Below are 25,825 nucleotides of genomic sequence, written 5' to 3' on the forward strand. Positions count from 1 at the left end.
ACGGACCCGGTGGACCCGGTGGACCCGGTGGACCCGGTGGACCCGGTGGACCCGGTGGACCCGGTGGACCCGGTGGACCCGGTGGACCCGGTGGACCCGGTGGACCCGACGGACCTGACGCGCGAGCAGACCACCTACATGTCGTGGACGACGGTGGTCGTCGACGCCACGACGGACCCGGCGGCGACGGTCGTCGCGGCGCCGGGGGGCGAGGTCGGCGGACCCGGCACGGTCAGCGGGGTGGGCACGGCAGCGCACGAGAGCGCCGTGCAGGGGAAGCTCCCGCAGACGGGTGCCGACGGCGCGGCCACGGCGGGCATGGCCGCCGGGTTGGTCGCCCTGGGTGGCCTGGCGCTGGCCGGGGCACGCCGGATGCGCCGCGGCGAGGGCTGAGGGCACGGCGACCGCCGGCGGCGGTCGCAGGCCGGCCGAGGCCGCGGGGGGCGTCCCCCCGCGGCCACCGTGCACCTGTGCCGAGCAGGACGTGGCTAGGTGTGCAGGGCGGCGGCGACCCCGGTGCGGTCGGGAACGCCGAGCTTGTGGAGCAGCCGGTTGATGTGGTTCTCCACCGTCTTGCCGGACACGCCGAGGCTCCGGGCGATCTCGCCGTTGGAGAGCCCGCGCGCGACGAGGGTGCCCACCTGGCGCTCGCGGCGCGTGAGCGTGCTCGTCGGCAGCGCGGTGCCGAGCAGGGTGTCGGACTCGACACCGGCCCGGTCGAGGCCGGTCCGGATCTCCTGCATGAGGGCCGCGGCGTCGGCCGACCGCCCCGCTGCCCGGAGGCGCCGGACCGACGCGGCGGACGCCCGGACCCCGAGCGAGATCTGCCCCTCCTCGACGAGAGCGCGGCCGAGCCGGGCGCCGGCCATGACGTCGTCGTCGACCGTCGCCTCGCCCACGCGCACGACCGTCTGGACGAGCGAGGCCGGGGTGGGCCCGACGGCGGCGCGCAGCGCCTCGACCCGCTCGGCGGACGGCGCCAGGTCGATCGTGGCCGCGGCGAGGATCGCGCCGGAGATGATGAAGCCGCGGTCCAGGTAGTCGCGCACCGTCTCCCACATGCGGTCGGCGTGGTCGGCGTCGGTCTCGGAGGCGTCCACCTCCCGGCGCGGGGTGATCCAGGTCGACGTGGGCAGCGTGAACGCCGAAGGGCCCGCCGCGGTGGTGCGCGCCTGGACGGTGAGGGTCTCCGCGGTCGAGGCGAGGCCGTCGCGGCGGGCGATCGAGCCGGCGGTCTCCAGCAGCGACGACGTGTAGTGGCGCTGGAGGGACGACGTCAGCCCGATCGCCAGCACGGATGCGAGGAGCGACCGCAGCTCCTGCACGCGTCCGAGGAGCAGCAGGGCGCTCACGGCGACGTAGGCGTGACCGGGGACGGCGTCGGCGTCGAGGCGGGTCCGGGCACGGTCCAGGTGCTCCATGCTCCAGGCCAGGGCGCCCCGGGTGTCGCCGTCGAGCAGCCGCGCCATCCCGACGAGCACCTGGCGGGTGACGATCATGTCGGGGTCGCTCCAGTCACCCTCCCGGGCGAGCAGCGCGAGGGCGGCGGCGGGGTCGCCGGCGGCGACGAGCCGCTCCGCCTCGAGGGCCGCGAAGTACTGCCAGGTCTGCGCGGCGTCCTCCGTCGGCTGCCACGACCGCGGCGCGGGAACCCGGTCGAAGAGCAGCGTCAGGTGGTCGGCGAGGGCCTCGAGCGGCTCGTCCCAGGGCCCCACCCGTCCGACGGTGTCGTCCAGGAGGGCGTGGGCGCCGTCGAGATCGTTCGCGGCGTTGGCGAGCACCTGGGCGTGCCAACGGTGGAAGTGCGCCCTCTCGGCCGTGGTGCCGGTGAGCGGCGTGCCGTCGACGACCGCCTGCATGAGCGCGAGGTCCGCGTTGCCCACCAGCAGGGTCCGTAGGTACGGCACGGCGGTGCGCGGCGACCGGTCCCGCTCCCACTCGTGCCGGCGCAGGAGGTGCTGGTGCTGCCACTCGTCGCGCATGAGCCGGTTGAGCACGGTGTCCGGGAGGAGCCCGTCCGGCGTGGCGCGGCCCGGTGCGGAGTCCGCGGCGGGGGTGCGGGCCGCCGACCGGAACCAGGGCGCCCAGACGGTACGTGCCGCCGCCGGCCGGTCCGCTGCGTCGTCTTCCGCGGGTCCGAGCAGCTCCGCCATCCGGTCCGCGAACCGGAGACGGCGGACCCCGAGGGGCAGGTGCCGGTAGCGTTCCTCGACGAGGGCCGGGTAGACCCCGACCACCGTGGCGTCCCCGTGCGGCGTGAACTGCAGCAGGCGGCACGCGTCGAGGTCCTCGAGGGCCTCCCAGCCCACGAGCTCCACGGCCGTGGTGTGCTCGACCGTGCCGGCGAGGGCGAGCATCTGCAGCGCCTCGGTGCCCTGGCGGTCGAGGTCGGCGACCAGCGGCTGCACGACGCGGTCCAGGCCGGGGCTCCACAGCTCGGGCCCGGCGGTCCAGCGCGCGTCCACGAGCCGTAGGCGGCCGCTGCGGACCGCGGCCTCGGTGATCGCGACGGCCAGGCCGGGCAGCCCGCCCGACAGCGCGTTCACGCGACCCGCCACGTCCGGCTCGACGGGGCCGCCCAGGGTCCGGGTGACGAGCTCGTGCAAGGTCACGTAGTCGACCGGTGGCACCGTGAGCTGCACGCCCGGCCGGACCTCCGACGGCAGGGCGAAGGGGTCGAGGACGCGCTCGGGCCGCGGCCGCGTCGACGTGAGCACGGGGAAGGGTCGGCGCGCGTGCGCGGCCGTGACGGCTCCGGCCGACGCCTCGTCCAGGTCGTCCACGTCGTCGACCACGAGGACGGTGCGGCCGTCGGAGAGGGCTTCCTCCAGGCGGCGCACGGCCAGCGTCACGGCGGAGGGGCCCCGCTGCTCGGCCCGGCGGGCGAGGTCGGCGACCGCGAGGGCCTCGAGGGGCCGGTCGGCGAGCGTCGCGATGCCCTGCACGCGGACGACGTCCCAGCCCTCCTCGACGAGCGCGGACGTGATCTGGTCCAGGAGCGTGCTGCGCCCGGAGCCCTTCTGCCCGAGGAGGTCGACGCTCGTCCCCGCCGTGAGGTAGGCGACGATCTCGTCGGTCAGGTCGGCGGGGAAGAGGGTGGGACGGGACATCACCCACCACCTCCCGGGCCGGTCAGAGGGTCAGTCGCCTGCTCCGACGATGTCACGGACGGCGGCGTACTGCTCGCGCACCACGGGCCGCGGGTCGGCGTCGAGGGTGGTGGCGACCGTCGTCGACCAGGAGGGCGCCGCGGCGGCCGGGTCGGCGGCCGCCGAGAGCGCCCACGCGGCCTGGCGTGCGGCGCCGTCGGCCACGTACTCGCCCGGCTCGGGCACGCCGATCGAGAGGCCGAAGACCTGTGTGGCCACCTGCTGCACCGCGGGGGACTGCGCGGCGCCGCCGATGAGCATGACGCGCTCGATCGGCACGCCCTGGGCGCGCAGCGCGTCGAGCCCGTCGGCCAGGCCGCAGAGCATGCCCTCGACGTACGCGCGGGCGAGGTGCTCGCGGGTGGACGTCGCGAGGCGGACGCCGTGCAGCGTGCCGGTAGCGTCGGGGCGGTTGGGGGTGCGCTCGCCCTCGAGGTAGGGCACGAGGACGAGGCCGTCGGCGCCCGCGGGTGCGGCCAGCGCGAGGTCGGCGAGCTCGTGCACGTCGACGCCGAGCACGGCCCGGGCGGCGTCGAGCACGCGAGCCGCGTTGAGCGTCACCGCGAGCATGAGCGCGTTGCCGGTGGCGTCGGCGAAGCCGTTGATGGCGCCGGAACCGTCGGCCGTGCGCGTCGGCGCGACCGCGGACACGACGCCCGAGGTGCCGATCGAGATCGCGATGTCGCCGGGCGTCATGCCCAGTGCGAGCGCGGCGGCCGCGTTGTCGCCGGCGCCGGGGCCGATCAGGGCCCCGCCGTCGACGTCGGCGCCGGCGACGGACGCGTGCGCGACGCCGCCCGACTCGGCCGGGCCGAGCACGCGGGGGAGCGTGACGTCGTCGCGCCCCAGGGCGAGCTTGAGCAGGTCGGGCCGGTAGGCGCCTGCGCCGCCGTCCGCCTCGGCGTCGTAGTAGCCGGTGCCGGAGGCGTCGGAGCGGTCGGTGAACAGGGCGTCGAGCTGCGGGCCGAGCGGCGACTCGCCCTCGGGCCCGTAGCCGGCGATGCGCCAGCTCAGCCAGTCGTGAGGGAGCGCGACGGCCGCCACGCGTGCGGCGTTGTCGGCCTCGGCGTCCCGCAGCCAGCGCACCTTGGTGACGGTGAGGGACGCGACGAGCACGGAGCCGACGGCGTCGGCCCAGGCCTGGGCGCCGGCCTCGCGGTCGCCGTCGCCGAGCTCGGCGATCAGGTCCTCGGCCGCCGCGGCGGAGCGGGTGTCGTTCCACAGGATGGCGTCGCGGACCACGCGCCCCTCGGCGTCGAGCGCGACGAGGCCGTGCTGCTGGCCGCCGACGGCGATCGCGGCGACGTCGTCGAGGCCGCCGGCCTCCTGCGCCGCGGCGCGGAACGCGTCCCACCAGTGCTGCGGGTCGATCGACGTGCCGTCGGGGTGCTTGGCCGTGCCGGAGCGCACGAGCCGCCCGGTCTCGGCGTCGCGGACGACGATCTTGCAGGACTGCGTGGACGTGTCCACGCCGGCGACGAGGGGCATCGTTGCTTCCTTCGAGGTCTCTCTGGGTGGGACGAGGACACCGGCCCGGCGTCCTCGCTGGTCGAGCCTGTCGAGACCGTGTCTCGACAGGCTCGACCAGCAGGGTCGACCGACGGGTTGTCAGCCGATGAGGTGGCGCAGCGCGAGCTGGTGCAGACGCACCAGACCGTAGTCGCGCTCGGCGACCGCGTCGATGTCGACGTCCTCGTAGGCGGAGCGGTCCGCGAGGAAGGCGTCGAACGACTCGCCCTCGGCCAGGGTGGGCTCGCCCAGCTCGAAGATGCCGGCGTGCTCGAACGCCTGCTGCACCTCGGCGTCGGCGCGGTACGCCTTCGCCTTGGCGGCGAGCATGTCGTACGTCTCCATGTTCGCCTTGGCCGACTCCCACACGCCGTCGAGGTACTCGGTGCGGCTGGGCTTGTAGTCGAAGTGGCGCGGGCCCTCGTAGCGCGGGCCGCCGTTGGGGAAGCCGTTCTCGAGCATGTCGACCGTGAAGAAGGCGCTCAGCAGGTCGCCGTGACCGAAGACCAGGTCCTGGTCGTACTTCGGGCCGTGCTGGCCGTTGAGGTCGATGTGGAAGAGCTTGCCCGCGTACAGCGCCAGCGCGAGGCCGTGCGTGTAGTTGAGGCCGGCCATCTGCTCGTGGCCCGTCTCCGGGTTGAGGCCCACGATGTCGCCGTTGTCGAGCGTGTCGATGAGGGCGATGGCGTGGCCGATGCTCGGCAGGAAGATGTCGCCGCGGGGCTCGTTCGGCTTGGGCTCCAGCGCGATGCGCAGGTCGTAGCCCTTCTCCTTGATGTAGGCGGCGACGGTGTCGATGCCCTCGGCGTAGCGGGCGTGCGCGGCGTGCAGGTCCTTGGAGTTGTCGTACTCCGTGCCCTCGCGGCCGCCCCACATGACGAAGGTGGAGGCGCCCATCTCGGCGGCCAGGTCCGCGTTGCGCAGCACCTTGCGCAGGCCGTAGCGGCGCACCTCGCGGTTGTTCGAGGTGAACGCGCCGTCCTTGAAGATCGGGTGCGTGAAGGTGTTGGTGGTGACCATCTCGCAGACGAGGCCGGTCTCCTCGGAGGCCTTCTTCACCGAGTCGATGTGCTTCTGGCGGTCGGCACCCTCGGCGCCGAACGGGAAGACGTCGTTGTCGTGGAACGTGAAGCCCCAGGCGCCGAGGTCGGCCAGCTTGCGGATGGACTCCGCCGGGTCCAGGTCGGGGCGGGTCGCGGTGCCGAACGGGTCGGCCGCCGGCCAGCCGACGGTCCACAGGCCGAACGAGTACTTGATGTCGCTCACGGATCTCTCCTCGTCGAGTTTTGTTGTACGGCTGAACTATTGCGCGTCGTTGGGCTAGAGTCAACACGTGCCAGCCACCTCGACGACGACGCCCGCAGCGGCGCCCCGCGTGCCCGACGGCGGGGCCGCGTCGCGCCAGCACACGCTCCGCGAGCGGAACCTGCGCCTCGTCGCCGCGGCCGTGTTCGAGGCCACCGCACCACCGTCGCGCGCCGACGTCGCCGCCGCCACCGGCCTCACCCGGGCTACCGTCTCGACCCTCGTCGACCGTCTCGTCGCCGGCAGGCTCGTGGCCGAGCTGCCGCCCGTCGCCGCCCAGCGCGCCGGCCGCCCCGCCGTGCCGCTCGTGCCTGCCGGGCGGTCCGTCGTCGGGCTCGGCCTCGAGGTGAACGTCGACTACCTCGGCGCGCGCGCCCTCGACCTGGTGGGCGACGTCGTCGCCGAGCGGGTCGTCACCGGGTCGCTGCACGACTCCGACCCCCGCGAGGTGCTCGGCCGGCTCCGGACGATCGCCACCGAGGTGATCGCCGAGGTCGAGGCCGGCGGCATGCGCGTCGCCGGGGCGCGGCTCGCGCTGCCCGGGCTCGTCGACGTGCGCGGCGCGCGGCTGGAGGTGGCGCCCAACCTGGGCTGGTCGTCGGTCGAACCCGTGCCGGAGCTCGACCTGCGGACCGGCGACGGGAGCGCGCTCGACGTCGAGGTGGCGAACGAGGCCAAGCTCGCCGCCCTCGCCGAGCTGGCCGGCGACGTGCCCTCGTCCTTCCTCTACGTCTCCGGCGACGTCGGCGTCGGCGCGGGGATCGTCGTCGACCGGCACCTGTTCCTGGGGGAGCGGGGCTGGAACGGCGAGATCGGGCACGTCGTCGTCGACCCCGCCGGCCCGCGCTGCTCCTGCGGCGCCACGGGCTGCCTCGAGCAGTACGCCGGCAAGGAGGTGCTGCTGCGCGGCGCCGGCCTGCCGTCGTCGGCGCCCGTGCACGCGATCGTCGACCTGCTGCGCGCCGGCGACGACGCCGCCCTCGCCACCGTGCGCCGCGGCGGCCGGGCGCTCGGCGCCGCGCTCGCGACGTTCGTCAACCTCGTCGACGTCTCCACCATCGTGCTCGGCGGCGCGTACGCCGAGCTGTACGGCTGGGTCGGGCACGTCGTCGAAGGGGTCGTCGAGGAGCGCGCCCTCGCCGCGCCCTTCGCGCCCGTCGACGTGCGTCCCGCCGCCGCCGGTCCGCACGCCGCCCTCGCCGGCGGAGCGCGCGAGGTGCTGCGGTCGGTGGTCGCGGACCCGGCGAGCTGGGTCTGAAGGCGGGTGGCCCTTCTGGTCGAGGTCGCCTTAGCGGCAGGCGGTCGTCGGCGCCGCGCGAAGCGGGCGCTAGGCTGTGGGTCGCCTTCTTCGTCGAAGGTGCCGGCGCTTGTAGCTCAGTGGATAGAGCAACCCTCTCCTAAAGGGTAGGTCGGAGGTTCGAATCCTCTCAGGCGCACTTTGGTAAGGCGTTCGCAATATGCGCAGGTCAGGAGTACGTGCATTTGCGCGGCTCGTGCGGGGAAGCGGGCTTACGCTGACGTCGTGACTTCCCCCGACGTCGAACCTCGCCTGGACACCGCCGATCCCGCAGAGCAGTTCGCCGCCTACCTCGACTACTACCGTGCCGCCGTGGCGCGGAAGTTCGAGGGCCTGACGGACGACCAGCAGCGCACGAGCCTGCTGCCGTCGGGGTGGACGCCGCTGGAGCTGCTGACGCACCTGGTGCACATGGAGCGGCGCTGGTTCGTCTGGGGCTTCCTGGGCGAGCAGGTCGCGCACCCGTGGGGCGACAACGTCGACGACGTCCCGGAGAGCCCCTGGCACGTGCCCCACGACGTGAGCCGCGACGAGCTGGTCGCCGACCTGCGCGCGGGCGGCGTGCGGACTCGCGACATCCTGGCGAGCCATGACCTCGCTGCGCGGGCCGCCGTCGGTGGGCGGTTCACGGCGGACGGCGAGGTGCCGACGCTGCTGTGGATCTGCTTCCACGTGCTGCAGGAGTACGCCCGGCACGCAGGGCACCTCGACGTCGTCCGGGAGCTGGCCGACGGCGCGACAGGCGAGTAGCACGGTGCTTTCCCATGCGCACCTACTTGCCGCATTGGAAAGTGGTTGATACTTTCGCGAGCATGACGGACGACCTCGCGCCACGCCCCGCCGAGGCCGCCGCCCTGCTCGAGCAGGCCGAACGAACGACCCTCGTCGGGCGGGTGGATCGTGTGGTGTGGACGTGGGTGGCCGTCGCGGTCGGCGCGCTCTGGGGCGGGTTCTCCCTCGCCCGCTGGTTGCTTCCCGGCCGGACGACGGAGCCGGTGCAGTACCTCGTCCCGCTGGCGGTGTTCGTCGGGTTCGTGGTGCTGCTGTGGCGTGTGGCCGACCTCCGGTCCCGCGCCACCCCGCACATCGGCTGGATGACGCGGATGTGGCCCGCGCCGCTGCCCCTGCTGATGTATGTCCCGACCGATCTCGTCGTGCACCATGCCGGGCTCGACCCGATTCGGCCGGTCGTGGTGGGTCTCTGTGCGTTCCTCGTCGCGCTGCCGTGCCTGGCCGCGGCCCATCGCATCTGGTGGGACTCCTGGGTCCCGGGACGGGGTACCCGGTGAGCGACCCGACCCCGCGCGAGGCGCGTCGGCTACTGGATCGGGCGGTCGCCGTCCAGCTGGCGTACCTCGTCGCGATCGTGGCGTTCGCCCGGCACCCTGAGCGGGCGGCGTGGACGGTGCCGCGCGGCGCGCGCCGCATCGCCGTCGTCGCCGGGGCGTGGATCCGGAAGGAACCGGGCCGATGAGCGCCGACGACGGCGCCCAGGAGCACCCTCGCCACCGCCTCGACGACGTGATCCACGCGCCGGTGCGGTTCAGCATCGTCGCGGCGCTAGCGAGCGTCGACGAGGCCGTCTTCGGCGTCGTCCGCGACGCCGTCGGCGTCAGCGACTCCGTCCTGTCGAAACAGGTGTCCGCGCTCGAGCAGGCCGGCTACGTCGCGGTCCGCAAGGGCGCCGTGGGCCGCAGGCCGCGCACCTGGCTGCGCCTGACCCCCGCCGGGCGCCGGGCGTTCCGGAGCCACCTGGACGCGTTGCGCGACATCGCCGCGACCGGGCTCGACGACAGCGCCACCGAGGAGTAGCCGAGCTACCTCGCGGGCTCTGGAACTACCTCGCGGAACTTTCCACTACCTCGTGGAGTCTCGGACCACCTCGTGGTCAGTCGGCCTGGGCGTGCGCGATGTGCGCGAGCTGGCGCCACACGAGCACCAGGGTGAGCCCGGCGCCGACGAAGCCGAACCACATGGGCGCGGTGAGGCCCCAGTGCTCGGCGAGCACGCCGCCGACGGCGTTGCCCACGACGATGCCGCCGAACACGCACATCATGTAGACCGACCCGACCCGGCCCTGGAAGCGGGTGGGCGTGGCGCGCTGCCGCACGGTGTTGGACACGGTGCCCCACACGAACGAGTAGGCGCCGAAGACGAACAGGATCGTCATCGCGGCCCAGCCGGTCGTCGCGAGGGCGAGGGCGAGGTGGAACAGCACCTCGAGCGTCAGGCACACCTTCATCAGGGCGGAGAGCGACCATCGCCGCTCGAGCGAGCCGTACGAGAACGTGCCGATCAGCCCGCCGACGGCGGCGGCCGTGGTGAGCAGGCCGTACCCGACGGGTCCCATGTGCAGGTAGTCGAGCGAGTACTTCACGAGGATGCCCCACGGTGCGGCCCACGTGGCGTTGAAGACGAGGATCACCAGCGCGAGGGTGCGCACGGGCGGGTTGGTCCAGATCCACCGCAGGCCCTCGGAGATGTCGTGCCGCACGCGGCGGCGGCCGTCGTCCAGCCTCGCGTCGGGCGCGGGCGGCACGGGTGTGAGCACGACCTTGCTCACCAGCAGCACCGCGAGGAGCACGGTCAGCACCTGCGCGGCGAACGGCCACGCGGCCCCGGCGGCGAAGAGCGCCGCTCCCAGCGGGGGCCCGACGAGCTGGTTCGCGGTGAGGAACCCGGCCTGCAGCCGCGCGTTGCCGATGCCCAGGTCGGCGGGGCGCACGAGCATGGGCAGCAGGGTCTGCGAGGTGGTGTCGGCGAACACCTCGGCCACGCCCATGAGCAGCATCGCCGCCAGGACCACGCCGATGTTCACGTGCCCGGTCACGATCACCACGCAGAGCGCGGCGACGACGACGGCGCGCAGCAGGTTGGCGACGATGACGAGGCGGCGCCGGTCCAGGCGGTCGGCGAGCACGCCGGCCCACAGGCCGAACACCAGCCAGGGCAGGCGCTGCAGCATCGCGGCGAGGGCGACGAGCATGGCGGAGCTCGTCTGCGACGCGACCAGGAGAGGGCCCGCGGCGAGGGCGACGCCGTCGCCGATGTTGCTCACCCAGGACGCAGACATCAGCCACCGGAACCCGATGCCCATGCGGGCGGGAGCCACCGCCTCGACCACTCGTCTCACGGGCGTCCAGCCTAGGTGCCCGGGGCAGGTGTACCCCCTCTGATATTCCTCAGACCGCTTGCAAGGTTCGCCCCCGTGCCTTATTGACGAGGTCACGACGGCGCGGCACACTCTCGGGTGACGGCGCGCATCGCCCGCCCCCTGCGCGGTGCGCGCTGTCCCTTGCCGGGCCGAGCCCGGCCCGACGCCCCTTCGGACCCCCCGCCGAGGGGGCGTCAACACGCTCCCGTCCTCCACGCCCCCTTGCGGGTCGCTCGGAAGCGCGTGCTCCGGCGGTCCTCGGCGCGCCGACACCGGCGCGGGGGCCGCCCGTTCTACCGTGCTGGCGTGAGAGCCGCCCGACGATCCACCGCCACGACCGCGGTCGACCCCTCTGCCGGGGCACCCGCCGCGCCGGACCCGTCCCTGCGGACGGGCGCGGACGGCGGCCCGGCGACGGGAGCCGACACCCCCGACGACGCCTCCGCGCGCGGAGGCGACGACCGTCAGGCCCCGCGACCACCCGGGACGCCCGGCACCGACGGCCGCCGTGCGAGCGCGTCGTCCGAGGCGGCGGCGTCAGTCGAGGCCGCCACGCGCCGCTGGCGCGCGTCCCTGGTGGAGATGGTGGGCGGCTCGTCGCTGTCCGACGTGGGCCTGCTCGGGGAGGCGATCGTCGACCTCTCGAAGGCGCACCCGAACGGGGTCGCCGGGCTCTTCGCGGGGCGCCCGACCCGGCTGTCGAACCTGGTGCGCGAGGGCGAGGCGCTGCCCGCCGCGCGGCGTCGGGCGCGGGCGGTGGCGGCTCGTGCGGCCGAGCACGCGTCGCGGTACGGCGTCGCGCCCACCTACCTCGCGATCGGCGTCGCCACCTGGACCGAGCACGACGACGGGCCCGAGGTCCCGTTCGGCGGCGGCGGACCGCAGCGGCACGACGTCGCGGCGCTCGCGCGGGTGGCGTCGTCGGGCACGACGGCGGCCCCCGGCGCGGACGGCGACCCCGCCGACGACGCCGATCGCGGGAACGGCGACGCGGACGCCCACGGTGCGGCACCGGGCGCGGCGTCGTCGACCGACCAGGACGGCGGTCCCGCGACCGCCGAGGGCCCCGCGGCACCGGAGGACCAGGACGCCGAAGGGCCCGCGCTGACGACGTCGATCCCCGTCGTGTCGATGGCCGCCCGCGAGCCGGCCGCCGCGCCGCGCGCGACGCCCTCGGACCCCGACGCCGCGGCGCCCGCCGGCCGTGTGGTGCACGCGCCCGTGGTGCTGCGGCCGGTGACGCTCACCCCGCGCGGGGACGGCGGCGCCGACTACGACCTCACGCTGGAGCCGACGGTCGAGATCAACCCCGTCGTGGCGCGCACGCTGCGCGCGCACGGGGCGCTGCTCGACCCGGCGGCGCTGGCCAAGGCGACCTTCACGCTCGCCGGCTTCGACCCGACGGACGTGCTGGCGCGCGTGGCGGCGCTGGGCGAGGCCGTGCTGGACGACTTCGAGCTCGACCGGCGCGTGCTCGTCGGCACCTTCGTGCACCCGGGGCAGGCGCTGGTGGACGACCTCGACCAGCTCGCGCCGTCGCTGCACCGGCACGAGGTGGTCGCGGCGCTCGCCGGCGTGGACGACGCGGCGCAGCGGCTGTCCGCGCTGGAGCTCCCCGCCGTGCGCCGGGGCGACGCGGACCCGACGCGCGAACGCGGTGTGGGCGACCTCGACCCGCAGCAGCGCTCCGTCCTGGACGCCCTGGCCACGGGTGGCCACCTGTTCGTCGACGCGCCCGTCGGCTCCGACGTCGCGGGCACGCTCGCCGCCGTCGTCGGCGAGGCGACCGCCGCGGGCCGCTCCGTGCTCTACGTGACGGGCCACCGCCGGGCCGCGGACCGGCTCGCGCTGCGGCTCGAGTCCCTCGGCCTGGAGAGCCTCTTGCTCGACGTGCCGCCGCACCCGACCTGGCGCGAGGACGTGACCCGCCGGCTGCTGTCCGCGATGGCGAGCGAGCCGGAGCAGGTCGACGTGGACGGCGCCGCGCGCGTCCGCGACGCGCTGATCGGCACCCGCTCCCAGCTCACCGGCTACATCGAGGCGCTGCACCAGCCGCGCTCCCCCTGGCAGGTGTCCGCGTACGACGCGCTGCAGGCGCTCGCGCGCCTCACCGCCGAGCGGCCTGCGCCGTCCACCACCGTGCGGCTCGCCTCGGAGTCGGTGCTCGCGCTGCTGCCGGAGCGCCGCCGCGAGATCGCCGCCGGCCTGGAGCGGGCCGCGGCGTTGGGCGCGTTCACCCTGCGACCGTCGTCGACCCCCTGGTACGGGGCCCAGCTGCTCTCCGACGACGACGCGCGGCAGACGCTGGTGCGCGTCGAGCGGCTGCGCGACGTCACCCTGCCCCAGCTGCGCCGCCAGCTCGCGTACACGGGCGAGGTCACCGGCCTGACGACGCCGACGACGGTGCGCGGCTGGGGCGAGCAGCTCGCGATGCTCGGCGGCATGCGCAGCACGCTCGACCTGTTCCACCCGATGGTCTTCGAGCGGACGGCGGCCGACCTCGTGCAGGCGACCGCGTCGCGGCGCTGGCGCGCGGAGCACGGCATCGAGATGGGCTGGTTCGCGCGCCGCCGGCTGCGCAAGCGCGCCAAGGACATGGTGCGGCCCGGCGTCCGGGTGCCGAACCTGCACGAGGCGCTGGTGCAGGTGCAGGAGCAGCGCGACGTCTGGGCCGAGCACGCGCAGCGCGGCGGCTGGCCGACGCTCCCCGAGGGGCTGGCCTCCATCGAGGACACCTACGAGGCCGTGCGCATCGACCTCGAGGCGCTCGAGCCGGTGCTGGCGTCGACCACCCTGGGCGGCCACCTGCTGGACCTCGACCTCGACGGCCTCGCCGAGCGGCTGCAGCGGCTCGCGGGCGACTCGGACGCGCTGACCGTGCTGCCCGAGCGGACCAGCCTGCTGCGCGCGGCGCGGTCCGCGGGCGTGGGCGACCTCGTGGACGACCTCACCGACCGGCGCGTGCCGGGCGACCTCGTCGCCGCGGAGCTCGAGCTCGCCTGGTGGTCGTCCGTCTTCGAGCAGCTGCTCGCCGCCGACCCGGTGCTCGCCGGTCAGGACGGCGTCGGGCTCGACGCGCTCGCCCGCCGCTTCCGCGACCTCGACCGTGAGCACCTCGCCGCGCTGTCCCAGCCGGTGCGGGTCGCCGCCCGGGCGCACCTCGGGTCGGCGATGCGGGAGGACCGGGACTCTGCCGAGGCCCTCTTCACGGAGCTCATCGAGGGCCGGATGACGACGCTGCGCGACCTCGCGGAGCGGCACGGCGACATCCTGCGCCGCCTCCGGCCCGCGCTGGTCGCGACCCCCACCCTGGTGCCGCACCTGCTGCCGGAGCACCGCACCGCCGACGTCGTGATCCTCGACGCCGTGCAGCACGTGCCCACCGAGGTCGTGGTGCCGGCGCTGGCGCGCGGGCGGCAGGTCGTGGTCGTGGGCGACCCGCGGTCGGCGTCGGGCTCCAGCGTGCACGAGCTGTCCGCGCTGCTGCCCACGGTGACGCTGCAGCCGCACGAGCACAGCCGCGACCCGGAGCTCACCCGTCTGCTCGCCGCGCACGGCTACGAGGGGCTGCTGCGGCCGGCGCCGCTGCCGCGCGCCGAGTCGCTGGTGCACCTGGACGTCGTGGAGGGCACCGGCATGCCGGACCCGGTCTCCGGCAGCGTCGAGAGCACGCAGGCCGAGGTCGACCGCGTGGTCGAGGTGTCGATCGAGCACGCCCTGACCCGACCGGAGGAGACGTTCGCGATCGTCACGGTGACGGCCGCGCACGCGGACCGGGTGCGCGAGGCGCTCCTGGCCGAGGTGCGGTCGAACCCCGCGCTGGCGGCGTTCTTCTCGGGCTCGCGGCCCGAGCCCGTCGTCGTCGCGGACATCACCGGGGTGGCGGGGCTGTCGCGCGACACCGTGCTGCTGTCGGTCGGCTTCGGCCGCACGCCGCACGGCCGTGTGCTGCACCGCTTCGGCGTGCTCGGCGAGGCCGGGGGCGAGGCCATGCTGGTCGGCGCGCTGGGCGCCACCCGCAAGCGGCTGCACGTCGTGTCCTGCTTCACCGCCGACGCGCTGGACCCTGAGCGCCTGCGCAGTGCCGGCCCCCGGCTGCTCGTCGAGGCGCTGGAGCTGGCCGAGCGCCGGTCCGGCGTCGCCGACCAGGTGCGGCTCGGCAACGGCGTCGACGTGGGTCGCGCGCCCGACCGGCTGCTCGTCGACCTCGGCGAGCGGCTGTGGAAGCTCGGCTACCTCGTCGAGACCGACTACGGCGCCCCGGACGGCGACCGCATCCCGCTGGTCGTGGGGCACCCCGACCTGCCGGGCGAGCTGCTCGTCGCCGTGCTCACCGACGACGCCGCGTACGTCGCGGAGCCGTCCGTGCGGGTGCGCGATCGGCAGCTCGCGGAACGGCTGGAGCGCCTGGGGTGGGTCGTCACCCAGGTCTGGTCCGCCGCCGCGTTCCTCGACCCCGACGGCGAGGCCGACCGCGTGCGCCGCCTCGTGCAGCGCGTGCGCGACGAACGGATCGGCACCGCCGGGGGCGTCGTGCCCCCGCGCGAGGTCGTCGTCCCGGTGCTGCCGGACGAGGACGAGCCGCCCGCCGACCTCGGCGTCCCGCCCGACGTCGTCGTCGAGGTCGCCCCGGAGGTCTCGGCGGAGGACGTCGACACGGAGGTCTGGGTGGAGGACGTCGTCACGGAGGGTGTGTCGGTCGACGGCGTCGAGGCGTCGCGCGACGAGGCCCCGGAGCACGAGCCCTCGGAGCACGAGCCCTCGGAGCGTCAGGGTGCCGAGGCCGTGAGTGACGTGGCAGTGAGCGACGTGCCCGAAGGTGACCTGGCCGAGGGTGTCGTGGCGGAGGGCGACGCGAGCGCGGGCGAGGGCGGGCCGGAGGACATCGCCGCGGGCCTCGACGCCGTGCACACCGACGCCGACTCAGACACCGACACCGACAAAGACACCGACGCCGACACCGACGCCGACACCGAGACGGATGCCGACGTCGGGACGGACCGCGGGTCGCGTCCCGACGCCTGACCGCCCGCCTCCGGCGGACGACGGCGGCCGACGGGCGATGCCCGACAATGGTCGGGTGAGCGAATCCTCCGACCAGCCGCGTCCCGAGACCGGCGGCCCGACGGACGCGGCGGTCCCGCGCAGGCGCGTGCGTCGCCGCGTGGTCCGGCAGGGCACCGAGCGGGAGACGGTGCCGGGCGAGACCGCCGACGACCGTGGCGGTCACGACGACAACGACGACCGCCTGCTGCGCGACGTGCCGCCGCACTGGGGCCGACGCTGACGACGCCGCCGGTCGGGCCGGAGACGAGGTCTCGACGGGCTCGGCCGGCGGCGCGTGGCGGTATCGCGGGGGTCAGTACTGCGAGCGGCCGGACTGCGCGGCGAGCAGGTCGCGGATCTCCTGCAGCAGGACGGTGTCCTGCGCCAGCGGCTCCGGCTCGACCTCCTGGCCGCGCGCGCGGCGCTCGGCGAGCTTGTTCAGCGGCATCACGATGGCGAAGTACAGCGCCGCCGCGACGATGAGGAAGCTGAGGACGGCGTCGAGGAAGCCGCCGACCGACAGCACCGAGGCGCCGATGCCGTCGTGCGGGCCGCGCAGCGTGATGTCCCAGAGGTTGGTCAGGTCGGGCTTGCCGAAGATCGCGCCGATGATCGGGTTGAGGATGTTGTCGACCATCGCCGTCACGACGGCCGTGAACGCGCTGCCGATGATGATGCCGACGGCGAGGTCGACGACGCTCCCGCGCATAATGAATTCCTTGAAGCCTGCGAGCATGCCCTTCACGTGATTCCCCCTGTGGTGTGTGCGCCCGGGCGAACCAGGCGTGGACTGACGGTCGCCGATTCTCGCGGGGGATGCGGCGGGCTGCAACGCCAGGGGTGGTCGTGTCACCGCACGAGCACCGCTCCGACGGTGCCCCACCCGGAGGCGGCGGACAGCCCTGGGGCCTCGTCCTCGGTCACCGCCACGAGGGTGACGTCGGCGCCCTGGGGCGTCCTGGTCGCGCCCGACAGCAGGCCGCCGTCGGCCGGCTCGGCGGCGGCCGGCTGCGGTAGGACGAGCGCCCGGCGCGCGAGGTAGGCGTCGTCCGGGTCGGTGTCGTCGGTGTCGTCGGTGTCGTCGGTGTCGTCGGTGTCGTCGGTGTCGTCGGTGCCGGAGGCCCGCGCGGCCTCGCCGGTCAGGACCAGGTCGACGCGGTCGCCCGGACGCAGCCAGCCCGCCGCGGTGTCCTCCAGCCGTACGGGAACCACGACGGTCCCCCGCGGGGCCTGCGCGACCACGCCGCCACCGGGCAGCAGCCCGAGGTGGAGGGGGAGCCCGGCGGGCAGCGCGGTCACCGGCGTGCGCCCGACGAGCTCGGCGGGGTCCGTGGCGACGCCGTCGGGGGCGAGGGCGACGTCCACGGCCACCGTGGTGAGGTCCGCGGCGGCGACGGGTTCGCCCGCGGGGAGCGCGCGGGCGGGGACGACGACGTCCAGCGTGGGCGGCGGGGCCGGCCGCACGGCCTGCACGACGGCGGCGGCCGCGAGGCCGCAGCACGCGGCGGCGAGCACGAAGCGTGCTCGCCAGAGGACGGACCGCAGCCGGCGCGCGGCCCGGCGTCGTCCTCCCGGGCCGCCCGGCTCCGGCGGGCGCGCGGACCCGGCCCGTGGTTCCGGGCCGCGGCGGGCGGCGGGTCGGGGGAGCGTGTCGAGCAGCGGCATGCCGGCGACGCTAGGTCGCCCGGCCTCCGCGCGTCGGCGTGGTGCGCAGGCCTGTGGACCACGCCGGCCTGGGGGCAGCGTCCACGCTCGGGAGCGCCGCGGCGTCGTCGTCGGCAGGGTGCCGCCGGACGGTCAGGACGAGGCGGCCTTGGAGGTGCTGGACGACCCGGACGACGAGGTGCTCGACGAGCTCGACGTGCCGCTCGAGGACGAGCCGCTCGAGGACTCCTTGCCGGACGAGCTGCCGGACGAGCTGCCGGTGGAGCTGCTCGCCGAGGAGGAGCTGCCGGAGGAGCTGGAGCCCTTGCCCGACCCGGAGCGCGAGTCGGTGCGGTAGAAGCCCGATCCCTTGAACGTCACACCCACGGAGCCGTACTGCTTGCGCAGCGTCCCGCCGCACTCGGGGCAGACGGTCAGCGAGTCGTCCGTGAACGACTGGTGGACGTCGAAGGCGTGGCCGCAGTCGGCACACCGGTACGCATAGGTGGGCACGTGATCTCCTCGGGGCGGACGCCGGCACCCTCGCCGGGACGGCGGGATGCTGGCACTCAGGTGATGCGAGTGCCAATCATACGCCGGACGGTAGTCTCGCCTGCGTGTCAGCGACCGTCACCCCTGCAGAGCCCGGAAACCCGTCCGACCCCGACCCCTCCCAGGACGTGACGGAGACCGAGGAGGCACCCCGCCGGCGCTCGCGGCTCCGCAGCGCCGTCGTCGGTGTCGCCGTCGTCGTGGTGCTGGCTCTCGTGGCCGGCACCGTCTTCACCGTCGTCACGCTGCGCCGGCCGCTGCCGGACCACAAGGGCTCGCAGCAGGTGCCGGGTCTGAGCGCCGCCGTCGAGGTGCGTCGCGACGCCCAGGACGTGCCGCAGGTCTACGCGGACAACCCCGAGGACCTGTTCCGCGCCCAGGGCTACCTGCAGGCGCAGGACCGCTTCTTCGAGATGGACTACCGCCGCCACGTGACGTCCGGCCGCCTCGCCGAGCTGGTCGGCGACGTCCCGGCGGCGATCGAGGCGGACAAGGTGACCCGCACGTTCGGGTGGCGGCAGGTGGCCGAGCAGGAGTGGCACCTCATCTCGGACGACTCGCGCGACTACCTGCAGGCCTACGCGCAGGGCGTGAACGCGTACCTCGAGAGCCGCGACCCGGAGGAGCTCGGCGTCGAGTACACCGTGCTCGGGGCGCGCGTGGACGTCGCCGAGCCGGAGCCGTGGGACCCGGTCGACTCGCTCGCCTGGCTCAAGGCCATGGCCTGGGACCTGCGCGGCAACTACGACAGCGAGCTCGATCGCGCCCTGGCGTACAGCACGCTGGGGGAGACGGACCTGGTCGACGAGCTCTTCCCGGCGTACGGGGAGAGCGGCAACCGGCCGGTGCTGCGCAACCGCGACCTGGCCAACGAGCGCCCCGCGGCGCAGAAGCAGGGTGACGACGCCGGGGCCGACGCAGGGACCGACGCAGGGACGGACGCCGAGCTGACGTCGGCCCTCACGGGCCGCGCAGTGGGCGGCGGTGGCGAGGCCACCGCTGCGCTGGGCGCCGCCGTCGAGTCGACGCGCAGCGTGCTGGAGGCGGTGCCGGTGCTGGTCGGCAGGGGCGACGCGGCGGGCTCCAACTCGTGGGTCGTGTCGGGGGAGCACACCGAGTCGGGCGAGCCGATGCTCGCGAACGACCCGCACCTCGCGCTGTCCGCGCCCGGGATCTGGTCCCAGGTGGGCCTGCACTGCAACGAGGTCTCCGCGGAGTGCCCGTTCGACGTCGCCGGCTTCTCCTTCGCGGGCTTCCCGGGCGTGGTCATCGGGCACAACGGCGACCTCGCGTGGGGCCTGACCAACATGGGCGCCGACGTCACCGACTTCTTCATCGAGCGGGTGCGCGGCGACACGTGGCTGAAGGACGCCGGCGCGGAGCAGTGGGAGCAGCTCGACACCCGCGAGGAGACCATCCGGGTCGCGGGCGGCACCCCGGTCGACCTCACGGTCCGCAGCACCGAGCACGGCCCGATCGTCTCGGACGTGCTCGACGTCGGCGACGTCGTGGGCTCGCCGACCTCGGAGGGTACGGAGTTCGGCGAGTACGCCGTCGCCCTGCAGTGGACGGCGTTGCAGCCCGGCCGCACGGCCGACGCCGTCTTCGCGTTCGACACGGCGAAGGACGCCGACGACGTGCGTGCCGCGGCCGCGCTGTTCGAGGTGCCGGCCCAGAGCATCGTGTTCGCCACGACGGACGGGCACATCGGGTACCAGGCGCCGGGCCGCATCCCGGTCCGGTCCGAGGTGAAGGGCCCCGTGCCGTCGGACGGCACCTGGCCGCGGCCCGGCTGGGACCCGCGCTACGACTGGCAGGGCTGGGTGGACGCCGACGACATGCCCCGCGCCCTCGACCCCGAGGAGGGCTTCGTCGTCGCGGCCAACCAGGCCGTGCTGCGCGACGGGACGCGCCCGTACCTCGCGGACGACTGGGACTACGGGTACCGCTCGGAGCGCATCCGCACGCTGCTCTCGCAGCAGATCGCGGCCGGCAGGCCGTTCACGGCCGAGGACATGAACCGCATCCAGAACGACGACTGGTCGGCGTTCGCGGAGGCCCTGGTGCCCACGCTGCTCGACATCGACCTCGACGACTCCTACGTCGCGGCGGGGCAGGACCTGCTCGCGGACTGGGACTACCGGATGGACGCGGACTCCCCGGCGGCCGCGTACTTCGCCGCGGTGTGGCGCAACCTCCTGCAGGAGGCGTTCTGGGACGACCTGCCCCCGAGCATGCGTCCCGACGGCGGGTCGCAGTGGCTCCTGGTGGTGAAGTCGATGCTCGACCGGTCCGAGGACGCGTTCTGGGACGACCGCACGACGGCGAACGTCGTCGAGTCGCGCGACGAGATCCTCACGCGCGCCCTGACCAGCGCGCGCCGCGACCTCACGGTCGAGCTGTCGAAGGAGCCGACCGACTGGGACTGGGGCACGCTGCACACGCTGCAGCTCGAGCACCCGGTGATCGGCGGCGAGGGCGTGCCCGCCCTGGTGCGCGACCTCGTCAACCCCGACCCGGTGCGGATGCCCGGCGGCTCGTCCATCGTCAACGCCACGGGGTGGGACGCCGGCACGGGCAGCTTCGCCGTGACGACCGGCCCGTCCATGCGGATGGTGGTGGACCTGGCCGACCTGGACGCGTCGACGTGGGTGACCGTCACCGGGGTGTCCGGCCACCCGGCGTCGTCGCACTACGACGACCAGCTCGACGACTGGGCCGCGGGGAGGACGTTCGCGTGGCCCTTCACCCGCGAGGCGGTCGAGGAGGCGGCGGAGACGCGCACGACGCTCGTCCCCTGACCGCCCCGCGGCGGGTCCCTGACCGCGGCGCCGGGGTCAGAAGTCGTCCGCGAAGGCGTCGCCGTAGGCGTCGGCCCACGCGAGCTGCTGCGCCAGGTCGCGCGCGTCGGTGACCTGTCCCGATGTCGCGGCCGGCGGGTTCCCGGAGTCCTCGAGCAGCGTGATGCCGATGACGGCGGTCGCGGTCGCCGCGACGAACGCCACCCCGAGCGCCACGGCCGTGCGGCCCGGGCCGCGCAGCCAGCGGCGCACGAGGCCGTGCGGGCCGGGCGGGTCGTCGGCCCGACCCCCCTCCGAGGTGTCGCGGCTGCTGTCGCCGGCGCTGCCGTCGGCCGCGAGGAGGGCGTCGAGCTGACGAGGCGTGAGGCGCTCGAACGCGTCGACGACCGCCGGCGAGAGGCTCCGGCCGGCCCGGCGGTCGGCCTCGCGGAATCGGTCGAGCGCGTCCCGGTCGGCGCGGTCGAGGCGGGGTGCGGTGGTCATGGTCGGATCTCCTGGTTCTCGGCTGCGGCTGGTGTCAGCGGCCCGGCGCGCGGGTCACGACCTGCTGGAGCACCCAGCCGTTGCCGTCCGGGTCGGCGAACGACGCGTAGGTGGCGTAGCTGTCCGCAGCCGGGTGCGGCCCGGGCACGCGGTGGGCGTCCCCGGCCCAGTGGAAGACGCCGTCGGCGTCGTGCCACAGCTCGCTCACGTCGGCGCCGCGGCCCCGGAGCTCCTCGCGGGCCGCGGCGATATCGGTGGTGACCAAGTGCAGGCCCTGGAGCGAGCCGGGGGCAGCGTCGGTGAGGTGCTCGCCGAAGATGATCGACGCCCCGGAGCCCGGGGGCGTGACCTGGACGACGCGCAGACCGCGGTCGCTGCGGAAGTCGGCGTCGAGCCGGAAACCCAGCCCCGTGTAGAAGTCCTTGGCCCGGTCCACGTCGGAGACGGGCAGGACGACGATCTCGAGCGTGAGCTCCATGGTGTTCCTCCGGTTCGGCGACCGGCGTTACCGGTCTGACTGGTGACGACTCTGCTCTCGGTCGCGTCACCTGTCAAAGTGGTGATGATCACGCCGTGCTCGACTTGCGGGCCATCTCGTCACCGGCCAGGATGGTGACGTGATCCATGCCTTCCCCTGCGGCACGCCGGCGCTGGACTTCGTCGGCACGCTCCGCGCGCGCCGCAACGACGAGCCCACCGAGAAGCTCGCGTCCGTCGCCGACCTCGACGCCTGGTGCGTGGAATCGGGCCTGCTGGACGGCGCCCCGGCGTCGGACGCGGGCGACCTGCGGCACGCCGTCGAGCTGCGCGAGGCGATCTACGCGCTGGTCCGGGCGCGCCTGCTGGACCGCCCCCTGCCCGCCGAGGCGGTCGGGACGGTCAACCGGTACGCCGCGCACGCTCCGCTCACCCCGGTGCTGACGGAGGCGGGATGGTCCCGGGTCGGCAGCGCCGCACAGGTGCTGTCCCAGCTCGCGCGCGAGGCCGTCGAGATCGTGGGCGGGGACGCGGCCGCGCTGCTGCGCGAGTGCGGGCGGCCGGAGTGCACGCAGGTCTACCTCGACCACTCCCGCGGGCGGCGCCGCGAGTGGTGCTCGATGGCCACCTGCGGCAGCCGGATGAAGGCGGCGGCCTACCGTGCGCGCCGGCGCGCGGGCGTGGACGCCTGAACCGTCAGGCCTCGCCGACGGCGGGAAGCTCCCGCCAGCCGTCCGGGGTGACGACGGCGTGCACGGGCACGTCGTGCTCCTCCGCGGGCAGCGGGTGGGTGGCGGAGTCGTAGAGCTCCTCGGGGAAGACGAGCGCGACGACGGGCACGCCCGGGCGGCGGATCTTCAGCAGCCGGTCGTACCAGCCGCCGCCCTGGCCGAGGCGGACACCGCGGTCGTCGACGGCGAGGGCGGGCGCCACGACGACGTCGGCCTGGGTGATGGCCTCGGCTCCGAGGGCGGGTCCGCTCGGCTCGGGCGGCCGTCCCGGGGCGCGTTCGAGCAGGTCGTCGGGGCCGGTGTACTCGGCCCAGTCGCGGGCCAGGCCCGCGCCGAGCACGGGCAGGAGCACCCGGGCGCCGCGCGCGGCGAGCCGCTCCAGCAGGACGTGCGTGCCCGGTTCCGTGGGACGCGAGACGTAGGTGGCGACGACCGCGGCGTCGCGGACGGCGGGCACCGTGGCGAGGACCTCGGCGAAGGCGTGCGCGGCCTCGTCCCGCAGGCGCGGGGAGCGCTCGGCGCGGTGCGCGCGGATGGCCCGGCGGAGCTCCTCCTTGGCGTCCGCGGCCTCCATCCCGGCGACGACGGGGTAGGGCTGGTGTGCTCTCGATCCGTTGCGGTCGCCGTGCATGGGGCCATTGTGGCAGGGTCCCGTCCGGGGAGTTCCCGGCGCGCGCCGGAGACGCACAGAACGGCTCCGGCCCGCGGGCAGGGGTGGAGCGTCGGGACGGAACGAGGTGGCATGACGCACAAGCTCGCCCGGGGATGGGCCGTGTCCCGGCCCTGGCCGGTCACGCTGCGCGAGGACGGGCCCTCGGGCACCGTCGTGCTGCGCCCGCTGCGCCGCAAGGACGGCCCCGAGTGGCTGCGCCTGCGGTCGGCGAACGCGAGCTGGCTCGAGCCGTGGGAGGCGACCTCGCCGGGGGAGCGGCCCGCCGCGTCGACGTTCGGCGACTACCTGCGCGCGCTGTCCGCGCAGGCGCGCGCCGGGACGACGCTGCCGTTCGCCGTCGAGCTCGACGGCGCCCTGGTCGGGCAGCTCACCGTGTCGCAGATCGTCTACGGCTCCCTGTGCTCCGCGAGCATCGGGTACTGGGTGTCGCGCGACGTCGCGGGCCGCGGCGTGATCCCGACGTCGGTCGCGATGGCGGGCGACTACTGCCTCGCGATGCTCGGGCTGCACCGCATCGAGATCAACATCCGCCCCGAGAACGCCCCGAGCCTGCGGGTCGTGGAGAAGCTCGGGTTCCGCGACGAGGGCGTGCGCGAGCGCTACCTGCACATCCAGGGCCGGTGGCGCGACCACCGCACCTTCGCCCTCACCACCGAGGACGTGCCGGAGGGCCTCCTGGCCCGCTGGCAGCAGGTGCGCGACGGCGACTGACGCCGTCGCGCGGGTCCCGGACCCGCGACCCGACCACGGACACGCCGCGACGGCGTGCGTCCGCGGCGTCGTCGCGTCCCCTACCGTCGTGACGTGGAAACGTCGGCGGCAGGACTCGCGGTGCTCGCGCTGTTCGTCCTGTGGCTGGGCTTCTGGGTGCCGCACCGGCTGCGGCACCGCCAGCAGCTGCAGGACGCGCGGGTGGAGGACAGGTTCTCCGGCGGGCTCCGGGTGCTGGCGGTGGCGGGTGCGGGCGGCACGCGCGGGGTGACGACCCCGACCGGCGGCGCGACGCCGCTGCTGGTGCCCGGCACGTCGTCGGAGGGCGGACGAGGGGAGCGACCGATGGGTCTGGACGACGACGGGGGCGCGTCGCGTGCCCTGACGGCCCCGCGCGCCACGGGGCAGGACGATCGACCGCGCGAGTCCCGCCTCGCCCTGCTCGAGCAGCGCGCCGCGAGGGCACGCCGTCGGCTCCTGCTGACCGTCCTCCTGCTCCTTGTCACGATCGGCGGCTGGGTCGTCGTCGGCCTCGGCCTGGTCGGCTGGTACGCCGGGGCCGCGCCCACCGCGCTGCTGCTCGTCGTGCTGGTGCTGGGCCGGGTCGCGGTGCTGCAGGCCCGGCGTGCCGACGCGCGGTGGGTCGCGGAGCGCAAGGCCGCCCAGCGGCAGGCGACCGAGGCGCGGGCGCTCGCGAACGGCGGGCCGCACGCGCCGCGCAACCGCCCCCGGGTGACGGGCCACGCGGTGCGCCCGTCGGCGACGCACACGCAGCTCATCCCGCGCGTGGCGGCGCCCGCCGACCAGTCCGCCGCCCGCACCTCCCCGCGGGCGACGCGGCGCACGGAGCCCGCCTCCCCGGGCCCGCGCGCGACCGTCCCCGCCGCCGACGCCCGTGGCGAGGAGAGCGCGGAGCCCGAGCCGGTCACGGTCCGCCGCGCCGCCGCGTCGTCGGAGCGCCTCGTCTTCGACGTCCGCGCCGACGAGCCGGCGGCGACGCCGGAGCCCGTCGTCGTCGTCGACCCGGGGGAGCGGGGTGACGGAGCGCCCGCCGGGCCGCCGCCGGTCGGCAGCGAGCCGTGGGAGCCCGTGCCCGTGCCCCTGCCGACCTACGTCACGAAGCCGGCGGCCCCCCGGCGCGAGCCGCGGCCGCTCGCGGCCCCGGGTGTAGGCCGTACGCTCCCGGCGGGCGACGCCGCGCGCGGCGCGGCGCTGGCCGCGACCGTCCGCGCGACGCTCGGCCCGACCGCGACGCCCGCCGGGGCACCGGTCGCCGAGCGGGCTCCCGGCACCCTGGGCGCCGCGTCGTCGACCGCCGACGGCACGACGGACCTGGCAGCGGCGGACGAGCCGCGACCGCGCACCGAGACCCTCGGCCTGCCGCTGGACGAGATCCTCGCCCGGCGTCGCGCGGCGGGCTGAGCCGATTTGGCGACCTGCGGTGACCGGGTGCTAATGTTGGCACCGCTCTCGGGGCTATGGCGCAGTTGGTAGCGCGTCTCGTTCGCAATGAGAAGGTCGGGGGTTCGAATCCCCCTAGCTCCACCGAAGGCCGACGGCCGCCGCACCTGGTGCGGCGGCCGTCGTCGTTCCCGGGCGCCTTTCGAACCCGCCGCGGGTCAGGCCGTGCGACGCGAGAGCAGTGCCGCGACGAGGAAGCAGAGCGCGCCGGCGAGCGTCCCGGCCTGGTCCCACCACGCGCTGAGGTAGGTGCCCGTGGAGGGCTCCACGTACGCCCCGACGGCAGAGGCGGCGAACGCCACCGAGCCGACGGCGTTGAGCCAGGTGCCGTGCCAGGTCCGGGCGTCCAGGTCCCACAGGTGCCCGCGGTCGCGGGTCGCGACGATCGCGCACGCCGACGAGACGAGGAACGCGACCGAGCCGTACGCGTCGGGCTTCCAGCCCGCGCCGAGCCGTCCCGGGTCCGCGACGGACGCGGCCAGGGCAGCGACCGTGCTCACGTTGAAGCACACCGTGCCGACGAGCTGGACCGCGGCGGCCCACCAGTCCCACCGGTCGGCGGGGTGCGTGCCCCTGCGGGGCGGGCGCCGGCCGCTGAGGCTCAGCTGCACGACCGCGGCGGCGGTGAAGAACACCGACCCGACGACGAACGTGACGCCCGCCCCGACCTCGCCGACCGCGTCGGCGTAGGGCGGGAGCGCCCCGACGAGGAAGCACAGCGACCCGACGGCGAAGCCCCACGCCTCGCGGCGCAGGCGCCGGCGCGAGGTGCTGTCGACGTCCTGGCCCGCCTCGGACACCTCTGCAGCGTAGGAACGGGGGCGGACGGCCT

At 75.2% G+C, this 25,825-nt stretch carries 23 protein-coding genes and 2 tRNA genes; 14 read left to right on the forward strand and 11 right to left on the reverse strand.

The annotated features are described in order from the left end of the window. On the forward strand, positions 1–393 hold a 393-nt coding region (locus tag ACFQ8E_RS00945; RefSeq protein ID WP_430548689.1), incomplete at its 5' end, for an LPXTG cell wall anchor domain-containing protein. Between the two features lie 95 nt (positions 394–488). Here the strand turns inward: ACFQ8E_RS00945 and ACFQ8E_RS00950 are convergent. The 3 genes from ACFQ8E_RS00950 to xylA form a co-directional block, all read right to left on the reverse strand. Beyond that, positions 489–3,110 carry a LuxR C-terminal-related transcriptional regulator gene (locus ACFQ8E_RS00950; RefSeq protein ID WP_430548690.1) on the reverse strand — a complete coding sequence of 874 codons (2,622 nt, stop codon included), beginning with the start codon at positions 3,108–3,110 and terminating at the stop codon, positions 489–491. 30 nt (positions 3,111–3,140) lie between these two features. Beyond that, the gene (locus ACFQ8E_RS00955) at positions 3,141–4,637 is read right to left on the reverse strand and encodes an FGGY family carbohydrate kinase (RefSeq protein WP_430548691.1); all 1,497 of its coding nucleotides are present in this window, start codon (positions 4,635–4,637) and stop codon (positions 3,141–3,143) included. A 120-nt stretch (positions 4,638–4,757) separates the two neighbouring features. Further along, positions 4,758–5,924: a xylose isomerase gene (gene xylA / locus ACFQ8E_RS00960; RefSeq protein ID WP_430548692.1), complete on the reverse strand. Its 1,167-nt coding sequence runs from the start codon at positions 5,922–5,924 to the stop codon at positions 4,758–4,760. A gap of 67 nt (positions 5,925–5,991) precedes the next feature. Between xylA and ACFQ8E_RS00965 the strand changes: the two genes are divergently transcribed. The 6 genes from ACFQ8E_RS00965 (at position 5,992) to ACFQ8E_RS00990 (ending at position 9,072) form a co-directional block, all read left to right on the forward strand. Further along, on the forward strand, positions 5,992–7,221 hold the full coding sequence (locus ACFQ8E_RS00965) for an ROK family protein (RefSeq protein WP_430548693.1): 1,230 nt from the start codon (positions 5,992–5,994) through the stop codon (positions 7,219–7,221). A gap of 105 nt (positions 7,222–7,326) precedes the next feature. Next, positions 7,327–7,399 (forward strand) — tRNA-Arg (locus tag ACFQ8E_RS00970). An 86-nt stretch (positions 7,400–7,485) separates the two neighbouring features. Then, on the forward strand, positions 7,486–8,010 hold the full coding sequence (locus ACFQ8E_RS00975) for a DUF664 domain-containing protein (RefSeq protein ID WP_430548694.1): 525 nt from the start codon (positions 7,486–7,488) through the stop codon (positions 8,008–8,010). Between the two features lie 62 nt (positions 8,011–8,072). Continuing rightward, positions 8,073–8,549: a hypothetical protein gene (locus tag ACFQ8E_RS00980; RefSeq protein WP_430548695.1), complete on the forward strand. Its 477-nt coding sequence runs from the start codon at positions 8,073–8,075 to the stop codon at positions 8,547–8,549. Then, positions 8,546–8,734, forward strand: a complete 189-nt coding sequence (locus tag ACFQ8E_RS00985; RefSeq protein WP_430548696.1) for a hypothetical protein — start codon at positions 8,546–8,548, stop codon at positions 8,732–8,734. The genes ACFQ8E_RS00980 and ACFQ8E_RS00985 overlap by 4 nt, the downstream gene beginning before the upstream one ends. Next, entirely contained in the window at positions 8,731–9,072 is a 342-nt protein-coding gene (locus ACFQ8E_RS00990; RefSeq protein ID WP_430548697.1) for a winged helix-turn-helix domain-containing protein, read from the forward strand. Before ACFQ8E_RS00985 ends, ACFQ8E_RS00990 begins: the two co-directional genes overlap by 4 nt. Positions 9,073–9,148: 76 nt before the next feature. On the opposite strand, the gene ACFQ8E_RS00995 is transcribed toward ACFQ8E_RS00990, so the two are convergent. Then, positions 9,149–10,393, reverse strand: coding sequence for an MFS transporter (locus tag ACFQ8E_RS00995; protein WP_430548698.1), 1,245 nt, complete (start codon positions 10,391–10,393; stop codon positions 9,149–9,151). A 327-nt stretch (positions 10,394–10,720) separates the two neighbouring features. Here ACFQ8E_RS00995 and ACFQ8E_RS01000 point away from each other — a divergent pair, with 327 nt between their 5' ends. Then, on the forward strand, positions 10,721–15,439 hold the full coding sequence (locus ACFQ8E_RS01000; protein WP_430548699.1) for a hypothetical protein: 4,719 nt from the start codon (positions 10,721–10,723) through the stop codon (positions 15,437–15,439). Positions 15,440–15,494: 55 nt separating this feature from the next. Continuing rightward, a complete protein-coding gene (locus ACFQ8E_RS01005; protein WP_430548700.1) occupies positions 15,495–15,701 on the forward strand; it encodes a hypothetical protein in 207 nt (68 codons plus the stop codon). Between the two features lie 72 nt (positions 15,702–15,773). On the opposite strand, the gene mscL is transcribed toward ACFQ8E_RS01005, so the two are convergent. The 3 genes from mscL to ACFQ8E_RS01020 all read right to left on the reverse strand — a co-directional run bounded on the left by mscL (position 15,774) and on the right by ACFQ8E_RS01020 (position 17,617). Beyond that, positions 15,774–16,196, reverse strand: a complete 423-nt coding sequence (mscL, locus tag ACFQ8E_RS01010) for a large conductance mechanosensitive channel protein MscL (RefSeq protein ID WP_430548701.1) — start codon at positions 16,194–16,196, stop codon at positions 15,774–15,776. Between the two features lie 113 nt (positions 16,197–16,309). Further along, positions 16,310–17,125 (reverse strand): SAF domain-containing protein, encoded by an 816-nt coding sequence (locus ACFQ8E_RS01015; RefSeq protein WP_430548702.1) that lies wholly within the window; start codon positions 17,123–17,125, stop codon positions 16,310–16,312. 132 nt (positions 17,126–17,257) lie between these two features. Further along, the gene (locus ACFQ8E_RS01020; RefSeq protein WP_430548703.1) at positions 17,258–17,617 is read right to left on the reverse strand and encodes an FmdB family zinc ribbon protein; all 360 of its coding nucleotides are present in this window, start codon (positions 17,615–17,617) and stop codon (positions 17,258–17,260) included. Positions 17,618–17,721: 104 nt separating this feature from the next. Here ACFQ8E_RS01020 and ACFQ8E_RS01025 point away from each other — a divergent pair, with 104 nt between their 5' ends. After that, on the forward strand, positions 17,722–20,457 hold the full coding sequence (locus ACFQ8E_RS01025) for a penicillin acylase family protein (protein WP_430548704.1): 2,736 nt from the start codon (positions 17,722–17,724) through the stop codon (positions 20,455–20,457). Between the two features lie 36 nt (positions 20,458–20,493). On the opposite strand, the gene ACFQ8E_RS01030 is transcribed toward ACFQ8E_RS01025, so the two are convergent. Continuing rightward, a complete protein-coding gene (locus ACFQ8E_RS01030; protein ID WP_430548705.1) occupies positions 20,494–20,940 on the reverse strand; it encodes a hypothetical protein in 447 nt (148 codons plus the stop codon). A 34-nt stretch (positions 20,941–20,974) separates the two neighbouring features. Continuing rightward, positions 20,975–21,418: a VOC family protein gene (locus ACFQ8E_RS01035; RefSeq protein ID WP_430548706.1), complete on the reverse strand. Its 444-nt coding sequence runs from the start codon at positions 21,416–21,418 to the stop codon at positions 20,975–20,977. 139 nt (positions 21,419–21,557) lie between these two features. Here ACFQ8E_RS01035 and ACFQ8E_RS01040 point away from each other — a divergent pair, with 139 nt between their 5' ends. After that, positions 21,558–22,109 carry a CGNR zinc finger domain-containing protein gene (locus ACFQ8E_RS01040; RefSeq protein ID WP_430548707.1) on the forward strand — a complete coding sequence of 184 codons (552 nt, stop codon included), beginning with the start codon at positions 21,558–21,560 and terminating at the stop codon, positions 22,107–22,109. A 4-nt stretch (positions 22,110–22,113) separates the two neighbouring features. Here ACFQ8E_RS01040 and ACFQ8E_RS01045 read toward each other — a convergent pair whose 3' ends face one another. Next, positions 22,114–22,779: a 5-formyltetrahydrofolate cyclo-ligase gene (locus tag ACFQ8E_RS01045; RefSeq protein ID WP_430548708.1), complete on the reverse strand. Its 666-nt coding sequence runs from the start codon at positions 22,777–22,779 to the stop codon at positions 22,114–22,116. 111 nt (positions 22,780–22,890) lie between these two features. On the opposite strand from ACFQ8E_RS01045, the gene ACFQ8E_RS01050 reads away from it, so the two are divergent. The 3 genes from ACFQ8E_RS01050 to ACFQ8E_RS01060 all read left to right on the forward strand — a co-directional run bounded on the left by ACFQ8E_RS01050 (position 22,891) and on the right by ACFQ8E_RS01060 (position 25,077). Then, on the forward strand, positions 22,891–23,532 hold the full coding sequence (locus ACFQ8E_RS01050; RefSeq protein ID WP_430548709.1) for a GNAT family N-acetyltransferase: 642 nt from the start codon (positions 22,891–22,893) through the stop codon (positions 23,530–23,532). Positions 23,533–23,625: 93 nt separating this feature from the next. Next, positions 23,626–24,954, forward strand: coding sequence for a hypothetical protein (locus tag ACFQ8E_RS01055; RefSeq protein WP_430548710.1), 1,329 nt, complete (start codon positions 23,626–23,628; stop codon positions 24,952–24,954). A 50-nt stretch (positions 24,955–25,004) separates the two neighbouring features. Continuing rightward, positions 25,005–25,077 (forward strand) — tRNA-Ala (locus ACFQ8E_RS01060). Between the two features lie 74 nt (positions 25,078–25,151). Here ACFQ8E_RS01060 and ACFQ8E_RS01065 read toward each other — a convergent pair. Continuing rightward, entirely contained in the window at positions 25,152–25,793 is a 642-nt protein-coding gene (locus ACFQ8E_RS01065) for a hypothetical protein (protein WP_430548711.1), read from the reverse strand. Between the last annotated feature and the right edge of the window lie 32 nt (positions 25,794–25,825).

The organism is Isoptericola sp. NPDC056573 (genome assembly GCF_042793335.1).
Classification (GTDB): Bacteria; Actinomycetota; Actinomycetes; order Actinomycetales; family Cellulomonadaceae; genus Isoptericola.

Excerpts from the sequence above, each read along its gene's own strand:
- ACFQ8E_RS00950 (WP_430548690.1), bottom strand. The coding sequence starts at position 3,110 with ATGTCCCGTCCCACCCTCTTCCCCGCCGACCTGACCGACGAGATCGTC.
- ACFQ8E_RS00955 (WP_430548691.1), bottom strand. The coding sequence starts at position 4,637 with ATGCCCCTCGTCGCCGGCGTGGACACGTCCACGCAGTCCTGCAAGATC.
- ACFQ8E_RS00980 (WP_430548695.1), top strand. The coding sequence starts at position 8,073 with ATGACGGACGACCTCGCGCCACGCCCCGCCGAGGCCGCCGCCCTGCTC.
- ACFQ8E_RS00990 (WP_430548697.1), top strand. The coding sequence starts at position 8,731 with ATGAGCGCCGACGACGGCGCCCAGGAGCACCCTCGCCACCGCCTCGAC.
- mscL (WP_430548701.1), bottom strand. The coding sequence starts at position 16,196 with ATGCTCGCAGGCTTCAAGGAATTCATTATGCGCGGGAGCGTCGTCGAC.
- ACFQ8E_RS01015 (WP_430548702.1), bottom strand. The coding sequence starts at position 17,125 with ATGCCGCTGCTCGACACGCTCCCCCGACCCGCCGCCCGCCGCGGCCCG.
- ACFQ8E_RS01030 (WP_430548705.1), bottom strand. The coding sequence starts at position 20,940 with ATGACCACCGCACCCCGCCTCGACCGCGCCGACCGGGACGCGCTCGAC.
- ACFQ8E_RS01035 (WP_430548706.1), bottom strand. The coding sequence starts at position 21,418 with ATGGAGCTCACGCTCGAGATCGTCGTCCTGCCCGTCTCCGACGTGGAC.
- ACFQ8E_RS01045 (WP_430548708.1), bottom strand. The coding sequence starts at position 22,779 with ATGCACGGCGACCGCAACGGATCGAGAGCACACCAGCCCTACCCCGTC.
- ACFQ8E_RS01050 (WP_430548709.1), top strand. The coding sequence starts at position 22,891 with ATGACGCACAAGCTCGCCCGGGGATGGGCCGTGTCCCGGCCCTGGCCG.